The sequence below is a fragment of the Planctomycetota bacterium genome (assembly GCA_039182125.1).
Classification (GTDB): Bacteria; Planctomycetota; Phycisphaerae; order Tepidisphaerales; family Tepidisphaeraceae; genus JBCDCH01.
The window spans coordinates 1-17135 of record JBCDCH010000010.1 but is presented as its reverse complement, the minus strand read 5'-3'; the positions used below and the strand labels follow the sequence as shown (position 1 = coordinate 17135).

The following is a 17135-nucleotide window of genomic DNA, read 5'->3' as shown; positions in this document are numbered from 1 at the left end:
TCACAGGAGGAACTTGAGTCGGAGCCAGTCGATGATGTCGTGGGTGGCGACCCAGCAGACGCGGCGCTCACCGGCGTCGACCTTCGCGGTGCCGTGCATGCCGGGGCGAACCCATGCTTCGGGGCTTTCCGGCGTGGCGGTGACCATGAACACGACCTTGCCATCGCGCACTTCGCCGCTGGGCGCGACACGTTTGACGGTGAACGCCTGAGGATCGTCGGGTCGGGCTTCGAGCGCGATCACTCCGGTAAATCCATCTTCGACCGCGGCACTCGCACTATCAGGCACGGCAATGTCGAACTCCATCTCGTCCCACCGCGCCAACTCCAGCAACGGCGTGCCGAGCGACACCTGTTGGCCGATGAGTTTCTCGAGATCGCCTTCGGTGACCACCCCCGCAGCCGGTGCGCGGACCACGGCGTTGGCGAGGCGATCGTTGGCCAGTGCGAGTTCGGCGGCGAACACCCGTGCTTCGGCCTTGGCGGTTTGGGCAGCCCCCATGTCGCCCTCGGCTTCGGCACGAGCCGCGGCGTAGCGCTGTACCTGAACTTCGGCTTCGAGCCGGGCCTGCTCCGCACGCAACGGCAGATCATCGAGTACCGCCAACACATCGCCGGCTTCGACGACACTGCCCGCACGGACTTTCACCTCCAGCACACGGCCGTTGAACGGCGCGGTCAGTTGGTGCGTCCGCCCGGGCTCCACCGTCGCGACGGCCGAGACGGTGTACGTCATCGTGCCGAAGAAGAACCAGATCGAAAACGTCAGCAGGCATGCCAGCGCGGTGAGCTTGACCAGGCCGCGTCCCTTGAACAGACCGGTGATGTTTCGCTTGGTCGACCATGCCGCGTGGCTCAGCAGCGAAGTGTTGGCCCGTTCGACCAGGGTCAGCGCCGACGCATAAGGCCGGACAACCTGTGAAATCTTCTCGACCTGCTCGGGTTCCCAACGTTCCCCGGGCCGGTGACGCAGGGCAAGCACGGCGGCGACCTTGCCACCGGCCTCGAGCGGGATGGTCACAACGGCGGCACCATCGGCCTCGCGATGCCAAGCCTCGTTGAGACGGTGCCGGGCGTGTTGGTTCTGGTAACCGCTCTGAACGATGATCGGCTCGCACAGGTCGGCGGCCTCTTCCGCAGCGGCGCGGATGGCCATCGCACCGGGCGAACGCGGCGTCACGTCGGCGAAGCCGGAAATGCTCACAAGTTTGAGCTTCCGCCCCTTGGTCGCCGCGAGGGCAACCTGATCACAGCCGAGCTTGGCTCGAAGGTTGTTCGTGATGGAGAACGCCAACTCGGTGACGGTCTCCGAAGAAGCACCGACGGCGAGGGCATCGAGAATCTCACCCTGCTGTGCGCCGGCGGCGGCTTTCTCGATGTGACGTTGAAAGGCGATGCGGCGATCGACCTGCTCGGCAAGCGTCGGCAACAAGCCGGCGATGCCGCGAAGCTGGGCGAGGAGTTGGTAAGCGTGATTGTCGTCGTCGACCGGCGCGGCCAGTGCGAGTGCGGCGGGTGTGTCGACGGTGGACGAGGTCAGCGGTGCCGAGAGGATGGCGACACGTTGGCCGCCCTCCTTGCCGTAGACCGTCGCGGCGGAACGGGCCGTGCTTGTCGCGACATCGAGGGCGTCGCGAACCTTCTCGTCCCAGAAGTTCGGATCGACGCCGATGGGGTGGTACTGATCCTCGATCGGTGCGACGGCGTCGAGGAGGGCAAAGCGCGCGTAAACCGCCGCACAGGACTCGGCCGCCGCTCGGAAGCCGGCACGCAACAAGGCAACGCGATCGCTCGACTCGGCGGCAAGCCGGGTCAGCCGGACGAAAACGTCCTGCTGCTCGGGCGCACCACCGGACGACGCGCCACTGCGCTGGACCTGCTCGGTCGCGTCGGTTCGGGATGTGTCATTCGTCAATGCCAAGGCTGGTTTGCTCCAAACTGCGTCAGGCCCCCCTGTGCAGTTGCCATCGTCGGGTCAGCTCATGCCGCTTGCTCTTTGGCGGGCTGGGTCGAGTTGTCGAGATCGACCGCGCGGAAGAAGGCGAAGCCTGCCTCGAACGCGGTGTCCCGAAGCACCCTGGCCCGAAGGCATCGGGCGTACGTTGGCGGAACGGATATCTGCTTGGTTTCGAAATTCACGCGGTACACGTCGCCGACCTGTAGCGGTTTGCGAAAGACGCCCATGCAGCCGCCGGCCGAGATGTCGACGAGTTGGCCGTCGATGCCGGGTTGGTCGTCGCTGAAGTTTCCGGGCAAGGCTTGCAGCCGGCCTTCGACCGGCACCCGACTGTGGGCACGGTTGAAGGCGGCACTTTCGGTGGTGCCGTGTTGAAGTTCGCGGATCAGCTCCGCGTCTTCCTTTTCAGTTTTGCTCCGCAGAGATTCAAACATGCCGGGTTCCTCACGACGTGCGGACTAATGCCAAGACTGACCGCCAGCGCACGTGCTGGCGTCTTGATTGGGCATCGGACCAAGGGGGAAGCAACTCAACCCCAACAACCGGCACAACTGGCCGTCAGCACTTCCAGGTTGTGGCAGGCACGTCCACCCGATCGCGATTCGCTTAGCCAAACTCATGCAGGCACGCGACTTAGCTGACGCAGCCTCCAACGTCGCGAATCAACATTCGGATAAATGCGTATCCAATATCGGACTGCATTCATGCCCTTTGACGCATGTTGCGCATCAAAACGGCCCGCCCGGATGTCCGAGCGGGCCGTGGGGAAATGTCGTGCGTGGCCGTGTCAGCCGTCGGCGCGGCCGATTTCGAGGCTGTCTTCCTCAAGGAAGTGATCCAGGTGATGGGCGCGATCCTCGGCATGCACGAGCACTTTCTTCAAGATGCGTTCGGTACCGAAGTCGCCATGCTTGCCGGCTTCTTGAATCGTTTTGCGCAGGTTGATCGCGATGATGCCCTCACTCTCACGATCGCGCTTGAGCGAGTCGCGGATGTGGAACATGCCTTCCGGCTCGGGGTCGATGTAGGAGAGCGCTTCCTGGGCTGCCGGCGCGCAGGTCGGGATTCCGCCGATCGCGGTCATGCGTTCGGCCACTAAGTCACCGTCCTCGGCTATTTCGTCGTAGTTGGCTTCGAGGTACTTGTGCAGGTCCATGAACTGCGGACCGGTGACAAGCCAGTGATGCTTCCGGTACTGGTGCCACATCGTGTAGAGCGAGGCCAAGTGCCGATCGAGTTGCGCGCTGAGTGTTTCGCACACGTCGCGCGGCAATCCGATCGGATTGGCCTCGAGTTCGGACTGCGGCCGCCAGGGCTTGGTCGGGAGGTCGCCGGTGCAGAGCGTGTCGAAGTCGCCGGTGGTTTGGGTTGACATGCTGTGAGGACAGCAACCGGCGCGCCAGAGCGGCCCCGATTCAAGCGGCTTCGGCCTCGGCGGCGGAGAATGCCCGAACACAGTTGCGACCCGCCGCCTTCGCGGTGTAAAGCGCCGTGTCGGCATTACGCACCACGGCCATCGGGTCGATCCGATCCGCCTCGGCGACACCAAAACTGGCCGTCACGCTCAACGTCTCGACGCCTTTGCGAAACTCGATCGCCGCCACCGCTTCACGCAGACGACCGGCCAGTTTGACCGCTCCCTGCATCGGAACTTCCGGCGTGAGCACGCAAAGCTCCTCACCTCCGTAACGGCACAACACATCCTCGGCGCGGCAGGTTTGCACGAACGCCTCGGCCACCTCGACGAGCACCTCATCGCCGAACGCATGACCGTACTGGTCGTTGACGCTCTTGAAGTGATCGATGTCGGCCATGATGCAGCTGAACGGGGAACCGCCACGCCGCATGAGCGATGCCAACGAAGCAAGTCGTTCATCGAGATGCCGGCGGTTGCGCAGACCGGTCAGCCCGTCGACCTGGGCCTTCTCACTCAGCAGGTCGAGCAGGTGCTTGGTCCGCAGGGCCGCGCGGACCCGGGCCCGGAACTCGGCCGGGTGGAACGGTTTGCTGATGTAATCGACGGCACCGAGGTCCAGCCCCAGGATCTTCTGCTCCACGTCCGACGACGCGGTCAGAAATATCACCGGAATGCCGATCGTGTCGGCGTTGCTCTTGAGCGCGCGACAGACCTCAAACCCGTCGCGGTCGGGGATGTCGATGTCGAGCAGAATCAGATCCGGCTCGTTTTCGAGGGCAAAGTCGAGCCCCTCCTGGCCTCCGACGGCGATGCTGACGCGGTGACCGTCGTGTTTGAGCCAACTGGCCACGAGCCGATGGATGCTGCGGGCGTCGTCGATGAGAAGGACGTGGCTCGACCGGGTGTTCGAAGTGCCGTGCCAACTCGACATGGCCGACCGATTTCCCGACGGCTGCTCCGACTCGTTGCCGTCCGTGCGGAACGTTCCCCCGAACATGGCGTGGCTGTCTGATTTATCGGACATGAACGACTCCGCTACCGATATCGAGGCCCGCACGGGCATCCTTGCCGCGCGAACGCAACGATGGACCTAACGGGGTCATCGGCCCCTTTGGGGCGGGCGCTTGGCATTTTAAGTAGCCCATTTGGCGATCGACCTGAAACAGTACCGCCCCGGACGGGTCTACCATGTCCGCGTGACCGAGGAAACGGCCCCCCAACCCGCACCCGGCCCGACCGATGTTCCGGCCTACCGACAGCGCGGTGCTCTGCTCGTTTTCGGGCTCGCTTTCGCGCTGGGGCTCACGGCCGACTTGCTCATCAAGTACATCTCGTGGCAGGCGCTTTACCCCAGCGAGCCGGATGTCATCTTCATCGGCCCGCGGAGCATCGAAGCCATTCCGGGCTACCTCAACTTCACAGCCGTCAAGAACTATGGCGCGGCGCTTGGCATCGGGCAGGGCATGCGTTGGCTGTTCGTCATCGGCTCTCTCTTCGCCATCGGACTGCTGGCGTACTTTTTCGCGCAGTCCGGGAACAAGCGTTTCTTCCAACTCGTGCTGGGGCTTTTACTGGCCGGCGTTGCGGGCAACCTTTACGACCGGGTCGTCTACGGATACGTCCGCGACATGTTCCACGCTTTTCCCCATCGCCAGTGGTCTGAGTTCTGGAGCAGCCTGCCGGACACCGATGTGTTTCCTTGGGTGTTCAATCTGGCCGACATGTTCCTGTGCGTCGGCGTGGCGATCGTGGTGATCTTCCACGGCGTCCTCGCACCCAAGGATGAGGCCAAGCCGGAAGCCGTCGCCGCATGAACCACGGCATGAATCTGGACCCGCTGCTACGACGCGCGATCGAGCTTGCCAAGGCCGGCCGAGGTCACGTCGAACCTAACCCGATGGTCGGCTGCGTACTCGTCTCCCCAGGCGGCGAGATCATCGGTGAGGGGATTCACGCACGCTTCGGTGAGCCGCACGCGGAGCCGACCGCACTGGCCGACTGTGCCCGGCGCGGCAACGACCCGGCCGGCGCGACGGCGGTGGTCACGCTCGAGCCGTGCTGCCACATTGCCAAGAAGACGCCGCCGTGTGTGCCGACGCTGATCTCGGCCGGCATTGCACATGTCGCCATCGGTGCCCTTGATCCGAACCCCGCAGTCAACGGCGAAGGCATTCGGCAACTGCGCGACGCCGGCGTGGAGGTCACGTTCCTCGACAGCCCCGCGGCGCGACAACTACTCGCACCGTTCATCGCCGGGACGGTCCGGAAACGGCCGTACGTCACCGCCAAGGTCGCGGTCAGCGCCGACGGACTGATTGCGGGCCCCGCCGGCGAACCCGTCCGCATCACCGGCCCCGAGTCGGACAAGGTCGTGATGCGACTGCGGTCCCGCTGCGACGCCATCGCCGTCGGTGGACGCACGCTGCGGAACGACGATCCGGCCCTAACCGTGCGAGGCATCGACACCCCGCCGCGCACCCCGCTCCGCATCGTCCTCACACGCAGCGGCGATGTCCCGCCCCGTGCAAAACTGCTTAGCGATGGCGGCCCCGAAACCCTCCTCCATCAAGGCGATTTCGGCGCACTCCTCGCCGACCTCCACGGCCGTGGACACACGCACCTCCTGCTCGAAACGGGCCCGCGACTGCTCGACGCACTCCGGCGGCACGTCGATCGGCTCTGGACATTCACCAGCCCTCGCACACTCGGCGAGGGGATACCGATCGACCTGCCGGACTGGCCGGGCCACGAAACCCGACTCGGGATCGACACGCTCCGCGAGTCGTTTAATCCTGACAGCCCGGTCTACTTCGCGGCAGAACCGTCGGCAGACTTTCCGGGCGGTTCACCCGAGTCATAAATCCGCGTCGGCGTCGTCGATGTCCGTGTCGCCAGGATCGGTCGGTACGCGATGGATGCGTCGGCCGATGCCGGTGAGAACCTCGTACGGAATCGTCTGGGCGTGCCGGGCCCATGCGTAAGCACTGGCGGGGCTTAGCGGATCGTCGTCGATCACCGTGACCTCGTCGCCAAGCGCCGCGTGGGGCGCGTCGGTCAGATCGACGGTGACGTAATCCATACTGAGGGTTCCGACGACCGGGCAATAGATCGGACGTTCGCGGCTACCGATGCGGACGGCGCCCTTGTTGCTGGCCAGCCGCGGCAGGCCATCGGCGTAACCCAGCGGCAACAACCCGATCCGGCTCTGCCGCCGCGCGGTCCACGTTCGTCCGTACCCCACGCTCTGCCCGGGGCTGACGTCGCGCATGTGGATCAACGGTGCGACCAGCCGCATCACCGGCCGAAACGGTCGACGGACGTCCGGCGTGCCGGTCGGGTCCAAGCCGTACAACGCGATGCCCGGTCGGACGAAGTCGAACACGCCACGATGGCAGAAGAACGTTCCGCCGCTGTTGGCCGCGTGCCGCAGCACGCCCTGATCGGATAGCGTCTCGGTGGCGTCGGCAAACGCTTCGGCCTGGATCTGCGTCAGCGGCTCGTCTTCCGTGGCGGCATCAGAGAAGTGCGTCGAAACGCTGTGCAACTTCAACGGCGGCGTCGCACGGACCTTCTCGATGAGCGCGGCGAAGTGATGGCGGTCGGTGTTTTCCCGACTCATGCCCGTGTCGAGGCCGACGTGGACGTTGGCCCGCATGCCGACTCGTGCCGCGGCCCGACCGATGTCGTCGGCACCGCCACCGTCGAGCAGCGTCAGGATGTACCCGCGACGGATGGCGTGTTCGATGAGTTTGCGGTTGCGGCCGGCGTAGGTGTTGGCGACCGGGCGTAACACGATGATCGGGATCCCGATGCCGCCGAGCACCGCGTCGATCTCGGCGGCCTCGTCGATGGTGACCACGGCGAGCATCGCCGCCGCCGGGCGTTGCGGGCCGTCGGACTTGCATAGCCGGCACAAGGCGTCGGCGACGATCGGAGCCCCGTGGCCGTAGGCGTCGGCTTTGACAACCGGGCACAACCGAGCCGGGGCGGCCTGTTCGGCCAACAGCTGCGCGTTGTGCAGCAGCGCGGCCCGGCTGATCAGCGCACGCGCTTCGCCGCCGGTGGTCGCCGGGTCCGACCAACCTCCTGACGACAACCCGCTCAACGCATCCGCTCCATGATCCAAGGTGCATTTACCTTCCCGCGGAACCGACCACCGGCGCCGCCGGCCTAGTTATACACGACGTCGGGACCACGGGCCGGGTAAATGTCCGTGCGGCCAGAGACATCGTCTGCCGCCGCGCCAGCACCGCCGACAGGTTCGACATGGCCCGCTTTGCCGCCGCAGTCGTTACGATCGCGACCATGACGTACGGCCAGCCCAACCGCATCACCCCCGTGACCGTCGCACCGCAGTCGGGCGGGCTCACGTTCGTGGGCATCCTCAGCATCGTTGTCGCGGCCGTGACGATGCTCCTTGCGATGGGCGGCGGGCTGTTCGTCGGTTCCATGGCCGCGATCGTCGCGAGCAACACCGCCGTCACCTGGACCCTCACACCCACCGGTGCGACACTCGGCAACGTCGGCTTCCTCGACACGACCGCGACCGACACCGAAGTCGAGTTCATGCTCACCGGTATGCAAGCCCTCCAGCCGCTTGGGGATGTGCAGGAAGACCACCTCCGCAGGCTTCTCGCCGCTCATGGCCGTAGCGCTTTTCCGGACGCGGCATCGGCCGACGACGTCACCGCCGCGATCCAGATGGCCGCGCCCGACGGCGTCGGCGGCGTCTTCTACGCGCTCAACTCCGCCGGCCGGTTCAACGTCGACGCCGACGGGGCCGAGTGGCTCGACCCGATCGGCAACCGACACGCCTCGGCCGACCTGCTCGACCCGGAAGACGTCGCAGGCATGCAGACCGGTTACTACGGTTGGAAGATTGAGGACGACGTGCTCGACGCGGCGGTTCGGCGGATCAATGCCGACCTCGACACGCCGCTCGAACCCGACGTCGCCGAGCTTGTCCGGGGCCATCTCGCCGACGAAGCGGCGATGCCGTTGGGCTGGGCATACGACGCGTCGGTCGTCGACGAACAACTACTCTCCTGCGAGCGCGACGCCGACGGTGCGCTGGTGCTGCAACTGGCACAAGGCACCTACACGCTGCCGGCCGGCTCGACCAACGCCACCTACGTCGCGCACAATGGCATGCCGACCGACCCATCGGCGGCGACCGGCGGCTGGTTCGCCTTGCTGGGCGCGATGGGCTTGTTCGCCGGGAGCGGCGTCCTGCTCACCGCGGGAATTCAGACCGTGCGTCTCAAACACTCGGGCACCTGGTTGCACTGGCTCGCGGTTGCGGGATTGCTCCTGTCGGCCGCGCTCGCCATCGTCGGCAGCGCGATGTTCAGTAGCGCCATGCCCAACGGGTCTTCGGCCACCGGACTTATCGCGTCGGGAGCGATGGTGGCGGTGCCGGTGTTGTACGCGCTTGTGCTGATCGGCGTGCTGCTGTTCGGGCCGCTGCGGAAGCCGGAGCTACTCTGACCACCCTGCTACCCTGACCAGCCCTGCCTGATCGCGTCACGAACGACCGGCCGGCTTTGCACGACGAAGTTGTCTCGGCCCTCAAGGCGTTCGTGGTCGCCGCCGCTGAACCACTTCCACACGAACACGCCGACCATGAAGTCACGCTTGGCACATTCCTCAAGCGCGACCCGGTACAGGCGTGCCTGGTAGGAAACGTCCGGGTCGTTCACGTCGTACGCCCACGGCTCGGCGGCGGCAGTCGCGCTGGCGGTGTAGCCGAGCTCCAGAAACGCGATCGGCTTGCCCGTCTTCCGGTGAAACTCGGCCAGCTCGTCGTAAACAACCGCCCAGCCCCGGCGAAGTTCATCCTCGGACGCGAGCCGTTCGTCGGAGAGTTTGAAGTACGCGCTGATACCCACCACGTCGACCGCGTCCCACCAGTCGATGTTGGGGTACTCTCCGAACGCTGCGCTGTAGGTGAGCGGGCCGTCGTACACCTCACGCACCTCGGCGATGAGCTTGCGCCAATCGGCGCTGCGGTGCGTGGTGCCCTCCATCTCGACGCCGATGCATAGCGCGTCGGCCCCGGTCTCGGCGGCGATTCGTGCCTCGACCAGAACGTACTCGGTGTAGTTTTCGAAGAACGCTTCCCAGTCCGCTTCGCTGGTCATCGCGATATCGCCGTGCCACTTGCCGCGATAGAACGAACTCGCCCAGATGTGCGGTTTGAGCAACACCTTGAGCTGCTCCTCATGGGCGTCGGCGACGGCCTTACGCATGTCGTCGTCGGTGAGCGTTCGGTCACCGCCCCAGCGGACCATCGGCTGCTCGATGTCGGGCATGTAGCAGAAGTTGTTGAGCGCGATCCAGTTGGCACCGAGCTCGCGCAGCTCGACCAACTGCTTCTCGTATGCCACCGACCCGTAACCACTGCCGCGCCGGTGCAGGTGCGCGACGGTAACGCCGCGCACGTCGAGCATGCCCATCAACGGCAGAATCAGCACCAACGGCAGATATCGCATCATGTAACGGTAACGCCCGGGCATTCGACGATGTTCGAAAATCTTCACACGTCTCGAAGGATCGCCGCGACCTGGTCGACTTCCTGGGCCGTGTTGTGCAGGTGCGGGCTAAACCGAAGACGCCCGCTCCGCACGGCCAGTTCGACGTGATGCTCCTCGCGCAGCTTGACGAGCAGCGCGTCGAGGTCCGCCTCGGGATGTGTGAAGGTGAGGATCTGGCTCCGTGCCGCCGGCGGGGAAACGCGTACCCATTGGGTGTCCCGCAGCGCGGCAGCGAACTGATCACCGAGTTGCGTGACGTGCTCGTAGATCGGTTCGATACCGATCTCGTGAAGCAGCTTGTGGTTCTCCAGCAGCACGAGAAAGCCGGACAGGTTCGGCGTGCCGCAGGCGTAGCGGCGTGCGTCGTTCTCGAAGGTCAGGTCGATCGTGCCCCAGTCGAACGGGTCCTTCACCGAGAACGCCCCGAGGCTCAACGGCCGCACCCGATCCATGACCTCTCGGCGACACCAAAACACGCCGACCCCCATCGGCCCGAGCTGCCACTTGTGACAGCCGGCCCACAGGAAGTCGCACTGCGCCGCCTCCACGTCGACCGGCATCACGCCCAACGACTGGATCGCGTCGACACCGAACAGGATCCCACGCTTCCGACAAACCCCGCCGATCGCCGGCAGGTCCATCCGTTGGCCCGTCGACCATTGCACATGGCTCACGCTGCACAGCTTCACGCGGTCATCATCGAGTGCCGCGAGGATCGCTTCGGTCGGGACGTGACGGTTGCTGCCGTCGTCGTTGGCGACTTCCGGCACTTTGACCACTTCGACGCCGAAACGCTCCTCCAACGCGAGCCAGGGATACTGGTTCGCCGGGTACTCGCTCTGGTTGATGACGATGCGGTCGCCCCGCTGCCAGTCGAGCCCGAAGGCGACCGTGCTGATCCCCTCGGCGGTGTTTTTGAGCAACGCGACTTGCATCGGGTCGCCGTTGATCAGCCGCCCGGTGGTGCCGCAGAGCTCGGGGATCTTGCCGAACCAGTCGCCGCCCATGATGCAATCGTCCTGCCAAGCGTCGACCCAATGCTTGAGCACGTCGCCGCCACGGGTGTTCATCGGGCTCACGCCGGCGTGGTTGAAGTACCGCCACTTCTTGCGAACGGGGAAAAGCGTGTCGTTGCCGATGACGTCGGAGAGCTGCATGCGAGGCAGGTTACACATTCCCGACGACCGGGCGATTGGGTGATAAACTCGGGTCGTGATGCGACAAGCTTTTTTCCTGTCGTTTGCAGTAGCCGCCGCGACTTTGGGCTCGCCGTTGCACGACGTGCTGCCGCCGGAGTGGCGCGCGCAGACGCTGCCCGAACGGGGCCGCGCGCTGGAACACCCCGCGTACTTCGAGCAACTCGACATCGCGGCCGCCGAAGTTCATGCCGGGCGGTATCGGCAAGCGCTGATCACGTTGCACGAACTCGACGACACGCCGGAAGTTCTCACGCTCCGCGGCGAAGCGCTGGGCCGGCTCGGCAAGCTCGACGAAGCCCGCGCCGTTCTCGAAGCGGCCAACACCGCCGACGCGGCCGTGGTGCTCGGTGACCTGCTGATCCGTGACCTGCGCCCCGACGACGCGCTCGAGATTCTTCGGCCACATGGCGATGACCTGAATGCGAAGGTCGTCATGGGCCGTGCGCTCGAAGAGGTCGGCGATCTGGACGGCGCGCGTGAGATCTACCAATGGTTCGTCGACGAGCCGCAGAGCTTTCTCGAACGATGGACCGATGGCGACACGGGGGGTCGGTGGTCGGCGGCGTTCGAGGACGCCGCGACGCTCACGGCGATCGGAACCGCGCTCGACCGGTGGGCCACGCTCAACGGCAAGTACCGCGAGTTCTTCGACCTCAACGACACGATCCTGCGCACTTTCACCACCAGCTACGACCTGCTCGACCGTGAATATTGGCCGGCACGGGTGGCGGCCGCACGGTTCCTGCTGGAGCGTGGTGATGCCCAAGCGGCGACCGAGGAACTCATCGCCGCCTACAACGCCAATCCGCACGACGCCGACGTGCTCGCGCTGCTCGCCGAGACCAACACCGCACGTTGGGACTTCGCCAAAGCTGACCGGGCGATCACCGATCTGGCCCAGGTCAATCCCGCCAGCCCCATCGTGGCGCTAGCGCGGATCGACAACCTGCTCAAACAACGCCGCACCGACGCGGCCGAGCAAATCGTCGAAGAACTCACGACCGTACGTCCGAACCACCTGCGTATACTGGGCGTCCGGGCCGCGCTGCATGCCTTACAGTTGCGAGACGACGAAGCCGCGACGGTCCTCGAACAAGTCGAGGCACTCGACCCGGACAACGCGACGGCTTTCGCCACGATCGGCCGACACCTCGCGGGGCTGCGGCAGTACGACCGTGCCGAGGCGATGCTGACCAAAGCCGTCGAGCGGGCACCGTGGTGGTCGGTGCCGCGCAACGACCTCGGCCATCTGCTCGTGCAGAGCGGCAAGGAAGACGCCGCCCGGCTCGTCCTCGAAGAGGCGTTCGCCATCGACCCGTACAACCGGCAGACGCTCAACTACATGCGCGTGCTCGAACAGATGTCTCGGTTCGACAGCTTCGAGACCGAACACTTTCGCATCAGCTATCACCCGGACTTCGACGAGCCGCTCGCGCGGATATCGGCCGAGTATCTCGAATCGGTTTACGACGAAATGACCGAGCGGTTCAACTACGAGCCCCCGTTCAAGACGCACATCCAATGGTTCCCGACCAACGACGCGTTCGCGGTCCGGGTCACGGGCGACCCGTTCGTCGGCGCGCTCGGTGCCTGCACCGGGCCGGTCGTGGCGATGCGCTCGCCGGGCGATCCGAAGGTGAGCACCTACGACTGGCAGGAAACGCTCCGCCACGAGTTCGCCCACACGATCACGCTCACCAAGACCGGCAACCGCATCGCCCACTGGATGACCGAAGGCCTGAGCGTGACCGAAGAGTACGGGCCGATCACCTGGAGCTACGTCCCGCTGCTCAACATGGCGGTCAGCAAGGACGAGCTGTTCCCGCTGAACCGATTGACGTGGGGCTTTGTCCGGCCGCGTCGACCATTCGACCGGCAGCTCGCCTACGCACAGTCCGGCTGGGTGTGCGAGTTCATCGACGAGACGTACGGCCCCGACGCGATCAACGAACTGCTCATCGGCTTCCGCGACGGCAAAGCGCAAGGGCCGCTGTTCGAGGAAGTGCTCGGCGAGGACGAAAACACGGTCTTCGAGAAGTTTCGCGCCTGGGCGGTGACGCAAACCGAGTCGTGGGGCTACGACGAGAAAACCGCCAAGCGATACGGCGAGCTTCGCCCCGAGGCCGACGCCTTGGTCAAGGCACGTCAGTGGGAGGACGCGCGGGACGCCTGGGAACAACTGCTCGCGATGCGGCCCAACGATCCGCTGCCACACCAGCGTCTCGCCGGCCTGTACATGCGGACGGGTCAGCGTGATCAGGCCATCGAGATGCTCGTCGCGCTGACCGATCGCGAGGAGCAGGACAACCGCTACGCAAAACTCGCCGGCCGCCTGCTCAAGGAAGATGGCCGACTCGCCGAAGCGCGCGACGTCCTCGAACACGGCACCCGCATCGACTTCTACGACCCGGCCGTGCATGCACTGCTCGGCGATGTTTACGAAGCACTCGGCGACGATGCCGCCGCCGACCGCAGTCGCGAGATCATCGGGTACATCGAGCAGATGAAACAGCGTCGCAAGGACGGACACACCAGATGAAGCCATCACTGACCCTGGCGGAGTTCCAACGGCACATCCGCGAGAAGTACCACGACACCGACGCGGCTCGCGGGACGCCGGGGACGTGGATGTGGTTCATCGAAGAGGTCGGCGAACTGTCGAGCGCGCTGGCCAAAGGCGATGATCGTGCGAACATCGAAGAAGAGTTCGCCGACGTCGTCGCGTGGCTGTGTACGTTGGCGAACATCAACGACGTCGACCTCGAAGCAGCGATCCGACGGAAGTATCTCGACGGCGATGGGCCGACCGGAGTGAAATGATCGGGGAACGAACCGTGTTGCGGAGCAACGCAGCTTGGCGCGGTGGATTCTGATCTCGACGCGGGGAGGCGCACAGCCGCGTTGCTCTGCAACGTGGTCTGTCCCGCTATCCTCCGCACCTTGCCGGCCGACCTGCCCCATCTCCTACTCCTCACCGCAGCGGTGGCGTTCGGGGCGTTCGTGCAGGGGGCCATCGGGTTTGCGTTTGTTCTGCTGGTCACACCGTTGTTGATCGCGTTGGGCATGTCGCTGCCGCAGACGATCGCGATCGGGCTGGTGTGCGTGGTGGTCCAGACCGCGCTGTCCTGTTGGCAGGCACGTGGCGAACTGCCGTGGCGTGACGTGGGTACGGTGATCGGCTGGCGGCTGCTCGGGCTGCCGCTCGGCATCGCGGCGCTGACAAAGCTCGCCGTGAGCGACCCGCAGATCGTCAAGCAGGTCGTGGGGGCTGCGCTGTTGCTGGCGGTGGCGCTGCTCGCCGTCGCCCGGCCGCGACCGGCTGAACATGTGCCGATCTGGGCCACCGCAACGGCGGGCACGAGTTCGGGCTTCCTCGCCGGACTAACCGGCATGGGCGGCCCGCCGCTGGTGCTCTGGCTCACGCTGCGTGACTGGCCGACACGTCGGACGCGCGGGTTTCTCTGGCTCAGCTTCGTGCTGATGATTCCCGTCCAGTTCGTGTTGCTCGCATGGCAGTTTCCAACCGACACACGAACCGGTGCGATCTACGGCCTGGCCGCGTTGCCGGTGGTGGCGGGGGCGTCGTTCATCGGCGTTCGGGCCGGCGATCGGCTGCCACGGGAGCGGTTGCGGCAAGTGATGCTCGGCGTGCTCGTGGTCCTCGGACTGATCCACGTCACCGCGCCGCTGTGGTGAGTCACGCCGAGGTTTTGGCGTACATCCGTGCGTGGTCGAGCGTGCCGTCGGTGTGTCGGCGATAGTTGCGCAGCACGCCTTCAAACGTGTACCCACACCGCTCGGCGACGGCCCAACTGCGCACGTTGTTGTCCGACGAGGTGACGATGATGCGGTGGAAGCCGAACGTCTCCATGGCGAGGTCCGTCACCACATTACAGGCTTCGGTCATGTAACCCTTGCCGACGTGGTCGGTCCGCATCCAGTAGCCGATCTCGCCTCGCGGGACGTCCCACTCGACGTCGAACAGACCGACGTTGCCGACATGCACGCCGTCGAGCAGGATCAAGTACGGCACGCCTTTGCGTTGATGCCATTCAGCGAGGGTTTGGTGGATCCACGTCGTCGCGTCGTCGACGCCGTAGTCCTTCTTCGCCCACGGCATCCATTCATGCAGTTCTTCGATCGACGCCTGCACGCCGGCCGCCACGATCTCGGCATCGGCGAGCGTCGGCAGACGCAGGACGAGACGATCGGTTTCAAGGCGTTCGGGAATGTTGATTGTCATCGGGTTCATCGGTCTGACTCCTGCAGCGTCCAGGCGTACATGCACATGTGTTGGAATCGGCCGTCAGCGAACTTGCCGTAGCGACGCATCGTCGCCTCGCATGTGAAGCCGGCACGTTCGGCGACGGCGCGGCTGGGAGCGTTGGGTTCTTCGATGCGTAGGTCGACGCGCTGGAAGCCGAGCCGCTCGGCGAGCAGGTCACGAAACCCGGCGAGTGCTTCGGTCATCAGCCCCTGACCGCGTGCGTCGTTGCGGAGCCAGTAACCGATCTCGCCACGGGGCACGTCCCAGTCGAGAGCGAACACGCTGGTGTTTCCGATGTGTCGGCCGTCGCGGAGAATCATGTATGCCAGTTCGGTACGCCCGTACCAGCGCCCGAGCACTTCGCGGACCCACTCGTCCGCCACGCTCCGCGGCATGTCCAGTTCCGCCCACGGCATCCACTCCGCCAGCGCCGGCATCGCCGCGAGCGCCGACCCATGGATCACATCGACGTCCTTCAACTCCGGCCGGCGAAGCACGAGACGCTCGGTCTCGAACTGCAGCGGGATGTCGAGCGTCAACGGTTTCATGTCATTACACTTCCCGATCGACCGCCACCGCGACGCGCTTGATGCCGGCCATCATGTCGGCGAACGCTTCGTGCGTGAGGCTTTGCGCGCCGTCGGTCTTGGCGTGCTCCGGATCATGGTGGACTTCGACGATGATCCCGTCGGCACCGCAGGCGACGCTCGCCTTGCACATGCTGTCGACGAGGTAGCTCTTGCCGGTGCCGTGCGACGGATCGACGACGACGGGCAAGTGCGAAAGGCGGTGCAACTCCGGAACGATGGCCAGCGGCAGCGTGTTGCGGACGTAGTTCTCGAACGTGCGGATGCCGCGCTCGCAGAGGATGACGTTCGGATTGCCGGCGTTGATGATGTACTCGGCGGCAAGGAGGAACTCGTCCAGCGTTGCCGAGAGGCCACGCTTGAGCAACACGGGCTTGTCGCTCAGCTCGCCGATCTTGGCCAGCAGGTTGAAGTTCTGCATGTTCCGCGCGCCGAGTTGCAGCATGTCGGCGTACTCGTTGACGACCTCGATCTGGTCGATGCTCATCACCTCGGTGCATACGAGAAGCCCGGTCTGGTCGCGGGCCTCGGCGAGGATCTTGAGCCCGTCTTCGGCCAGCCCCTGGAAGGCGTACGGCGACGTGCGTGGCTTGAACGCCCCGCCACGCAAGCCGACCGCCCCCGCTTCCTTGACCGCGTGGGCCGTGTCGATGAGCGATTCACGATCTTCCACGCTGCACGGGCCGGCAATGACGCCGACCTTCTTGCCACCAAAGCTCGCACCGTTGGGCGGGCACTCGACGATGGTGCGCTCCTGCTTGATCTCGCGGGAGGCCATCTTGTACGGCGCGAGGATCGGCACGACCTTCTCGACACCGGCGACGGATTCGAACTTGGTGCGGTCCTTGGCCCGCTCATCGCCGACACACGCGACGACGGTGCGCTCGGTGCCCTTGATGACGTTGTCGGTGAGTCCCATTTCGCGGACGAGTTGCACGACGTGCTCCACTTCTTTTTGCCCGGCCTCGGGCTTCATGACGACGATCATCGGAGGGCTCCGTTGTTGAGGTGCGGTGTTGGTTCGGCGGACAATGGCCGGGAAAAAACACCGGCCCCAGGAGCGAATCCTGAGGCCGGTGGGTTTGCTGGTTCGTTGGTACGAGTTGCGAGCCGGTCAGGATATGCATGGTGGCGGTTTAACGGCTTTTTTGGCCGTGCCTCCACTCGTACATCCTG

16 protein-coding genes are annotated in these 17135 nt (G+C 65.2%); 6 read left to right on the top strand and 10 right to left on the bottom strand.

Translation table 11 applies throughout. The annotated features are described in order from the left end of the window. From AAGD32_04165 to AAGD32_04150, 4 genes are all read right to left on the bottom strand, one after another. On the bottom strand, positions 1-1920 hold the full coding sequence (locus tag AAGD32_04165) for an HlyD family efflux transporter periplasmic adaptor subunit (GenBank protein MEM8873435.1): 1920 nt from the start codon (positions 1918-1920) through the stop codon (positions 1-3). Positions 1921-1979: 59 nt separating this feature from the next. Continuing rightward, complete coding sequence (locus tag AAGD32_04160; protein MEM8873434.1) at positions 1980-2390, bottom strand: PilZ domain-containing protein; 411 nt, start codon at positions 2388-2390, stop codon at positions 1980-1982. A 353-nt stretch (positions 2391-2743) separates the two neighbouring features. Further along, positions 2744-3331: a DNA starvation/stationary phase protection protein gene (locus AAGD32_04155; GenBank protein MEM8873433.1), complete on the bottom strand. Its 588-nt coding sequence runs from the start codon at positions 3329-3331 to the stop codon at positions 2744-2746. A 40-nt stretch (positions 3332-3371) separates the two neighbouring features. Next, the gene (locus AAGD32_04150) at positions 3372-4397 is read right to left on the bottom strand and encodes a diguanylate cyclase (GenBank protein MEM8873432.1); all 1026 of its coding nucleotides are present in this window, start codon (positions 4395-4397) and stop codon (positions 3372-3374) included. A gap of 172 nt (positions 4398-4569) precedes the next feature. Here AAGD32_04150 and AAGD32_04145 point away from each other — a divergent pair, with 172 nt between their 5' ends. Further along, on the top strand, positions 4570-5187 hold the full coding sequence (locus tag AAGD32_04145; protein MEM8873431.1) for a signal peptidase II: 618 nt from the start codon (positions 4570-4572) through the stop codon (positions 5185-5187). Next, a complete protein-coding gene (ribD, locus tag AAGD32_04140; protein ID MEM8873430.1) occupies positions 5184-6233 on the top strand; it encodes a bifunctional diaminohydroxyphosphoribosylaminopyrimidine deaminase/5-amino-6-(5-phosphoribosylamino)uracil reductase RibD in 1050 nt (349 codons plus the stop codon). Before AAGD32_04145 ends, ribD begins: the two co-directional genes overlap by 4 nt. Here ribD and alr read toward each other — a convergent pair. Next, positions 6228-7499 (bottom strand): alanine racemase, encoded by a 1272-nt coding sequence (gene alr, locus AAGD32_04135; protein MEM8873429.1) that lies wholly within the window; start codon positions 7497-7499, stop codon positions 6228-6230. The two genes, ribD and alr, sit on opposite strands and share 6 nt — an antisense overlap. A gap of 179 nt (positions 7500-7678) precedes the next feature. Between alr and AAGD32_04130 the strand changes: the two genes are divergently transcribed. Next, positions 7679-8860, top strand: coding sequence for a hypothetical protein (locus tag AAGD32_04130; GenBank protein ID MEM8873428.1), 1182 nt, complete (start codon positions 7679-7681; stop codon positions 8858-8860). Between the two features lie 8 nt (positions 8861-8868). Here the strand turns inward: AAGD32_04130 and AAGD32_04125 are convergent, their stop codons facing one another. Both AAGD32_04125 and AAGD32_04120 read right to left on the bottom strand, forming a co-directional pair. Then, positions 8869-9864: a hypothetical protein gene (locus tag AAGD32_04125; protein MEM8873427.1), complete on the bottom strand. Its 996-nt coding sequence runs from the start codon at positions 9862-9864 to the stop codon at positions 8869-8871. A 44-nt stretch (positions 9865-9908) separates the two neighbouring features. After that, positions 9909-11063 carry an aminotransferase class V-fold PLP-dependent enzyme gene (locus AAGD32_04120; GenBank protein ID MEM8873426.1) on the bottom strand — a complete coding sequence of 385 codons (1155 nt, stop codon included), beginning with the start codon at positions 11061-11063 and terminating at the stop codon, positions 9909-9911. Between the two features lie 58 nt (positions 11064-11121). On the opposite strand from AAGD32_04120, the gene AAGD32_04115 reads away from it, so the two are divergent. From AAGD32_04115 to AAGD32_04105, 3 genes are all read left to right on the top strand, one after another. Further along, positions 11122-13644 (top strand): tetratricopeptide repeat protein, encoded by a 2523-nt coding sequence (locus tag AAGD32_04115; protein MEM8873425.1) that lies wholly within the window; start codon positions 11122-11124, stop codon positions 13642-13644. Beyond that, positions 13641-13925, top strand: a complete 285-nt coding sequence (locus tag AAGD32_04110) for a MazG nucleotide pyrophosphohydrolase domain-containing protein (GenBank protein MEM8873424.1) — start codon at positions 13641-13643, stop codon at positions 13923-13925. Before AAGD32_04115 ends, AAGD32_04110 begins: the two co-directional genes overlap by 4 nt. 120 nt (positions 13926-14045) lie before the next feature. Then, positions 14046-14801, top strand: coding sequence for a sulfite exporter TauE/SafE family protein (locus AAGD32_04105; GenBank protein ID MEM8873423.1), 756 nt, complete (start codon positions 14046-14048; stop codon positions 14799-14801). 1 nt (position 14802) lies between these two features. Here the strand turns inward: AAGD32_04105 and AAGD32_04100 are convergent, their stop codons facing one another. From AAGD32_04100 to aroF, 3 genes are read right to left on the bottom strand one after another with little or no spacing between them, the layout of a single operon-like run. Next, positions 14803-15357, bottom strand: coding sequence for a GNAT family N-acetyltransferase (locus AAGD32_04100; GenBank protein MEM8873422.1), 555 nt, complete (start codon positions 15355-15357; stop codon positions 14803-14805). After that, entirely contained in the window at positions 15354-15920 is a 567-nt protein-coding gene (locus AAGD32_04095) for a GNAT family N-acetyltransferase (GenBank protein ID MEM8873421.1), read from the bottom strand. The genes AAGD32_04100 and AAGD32_04095 overlap by 4 nt, the downstream gene beginning before the upstream one ends. Positions 15921-15924: 4 nt before the next feature. After that, positions 15925-16935, bottom strand: coding sequence for a 3-deoxy-7-phosphoheptulonate synthase (aroF, locus tag AAGD32_04090; GenBank protein ID MEM8873420.1), 1011 nt, complete (start codon positions 16933-16935; stop codon positions 15925-15927). Between the last annotated feature and the right edge of the window lie 200 nt (positions 16936-17135).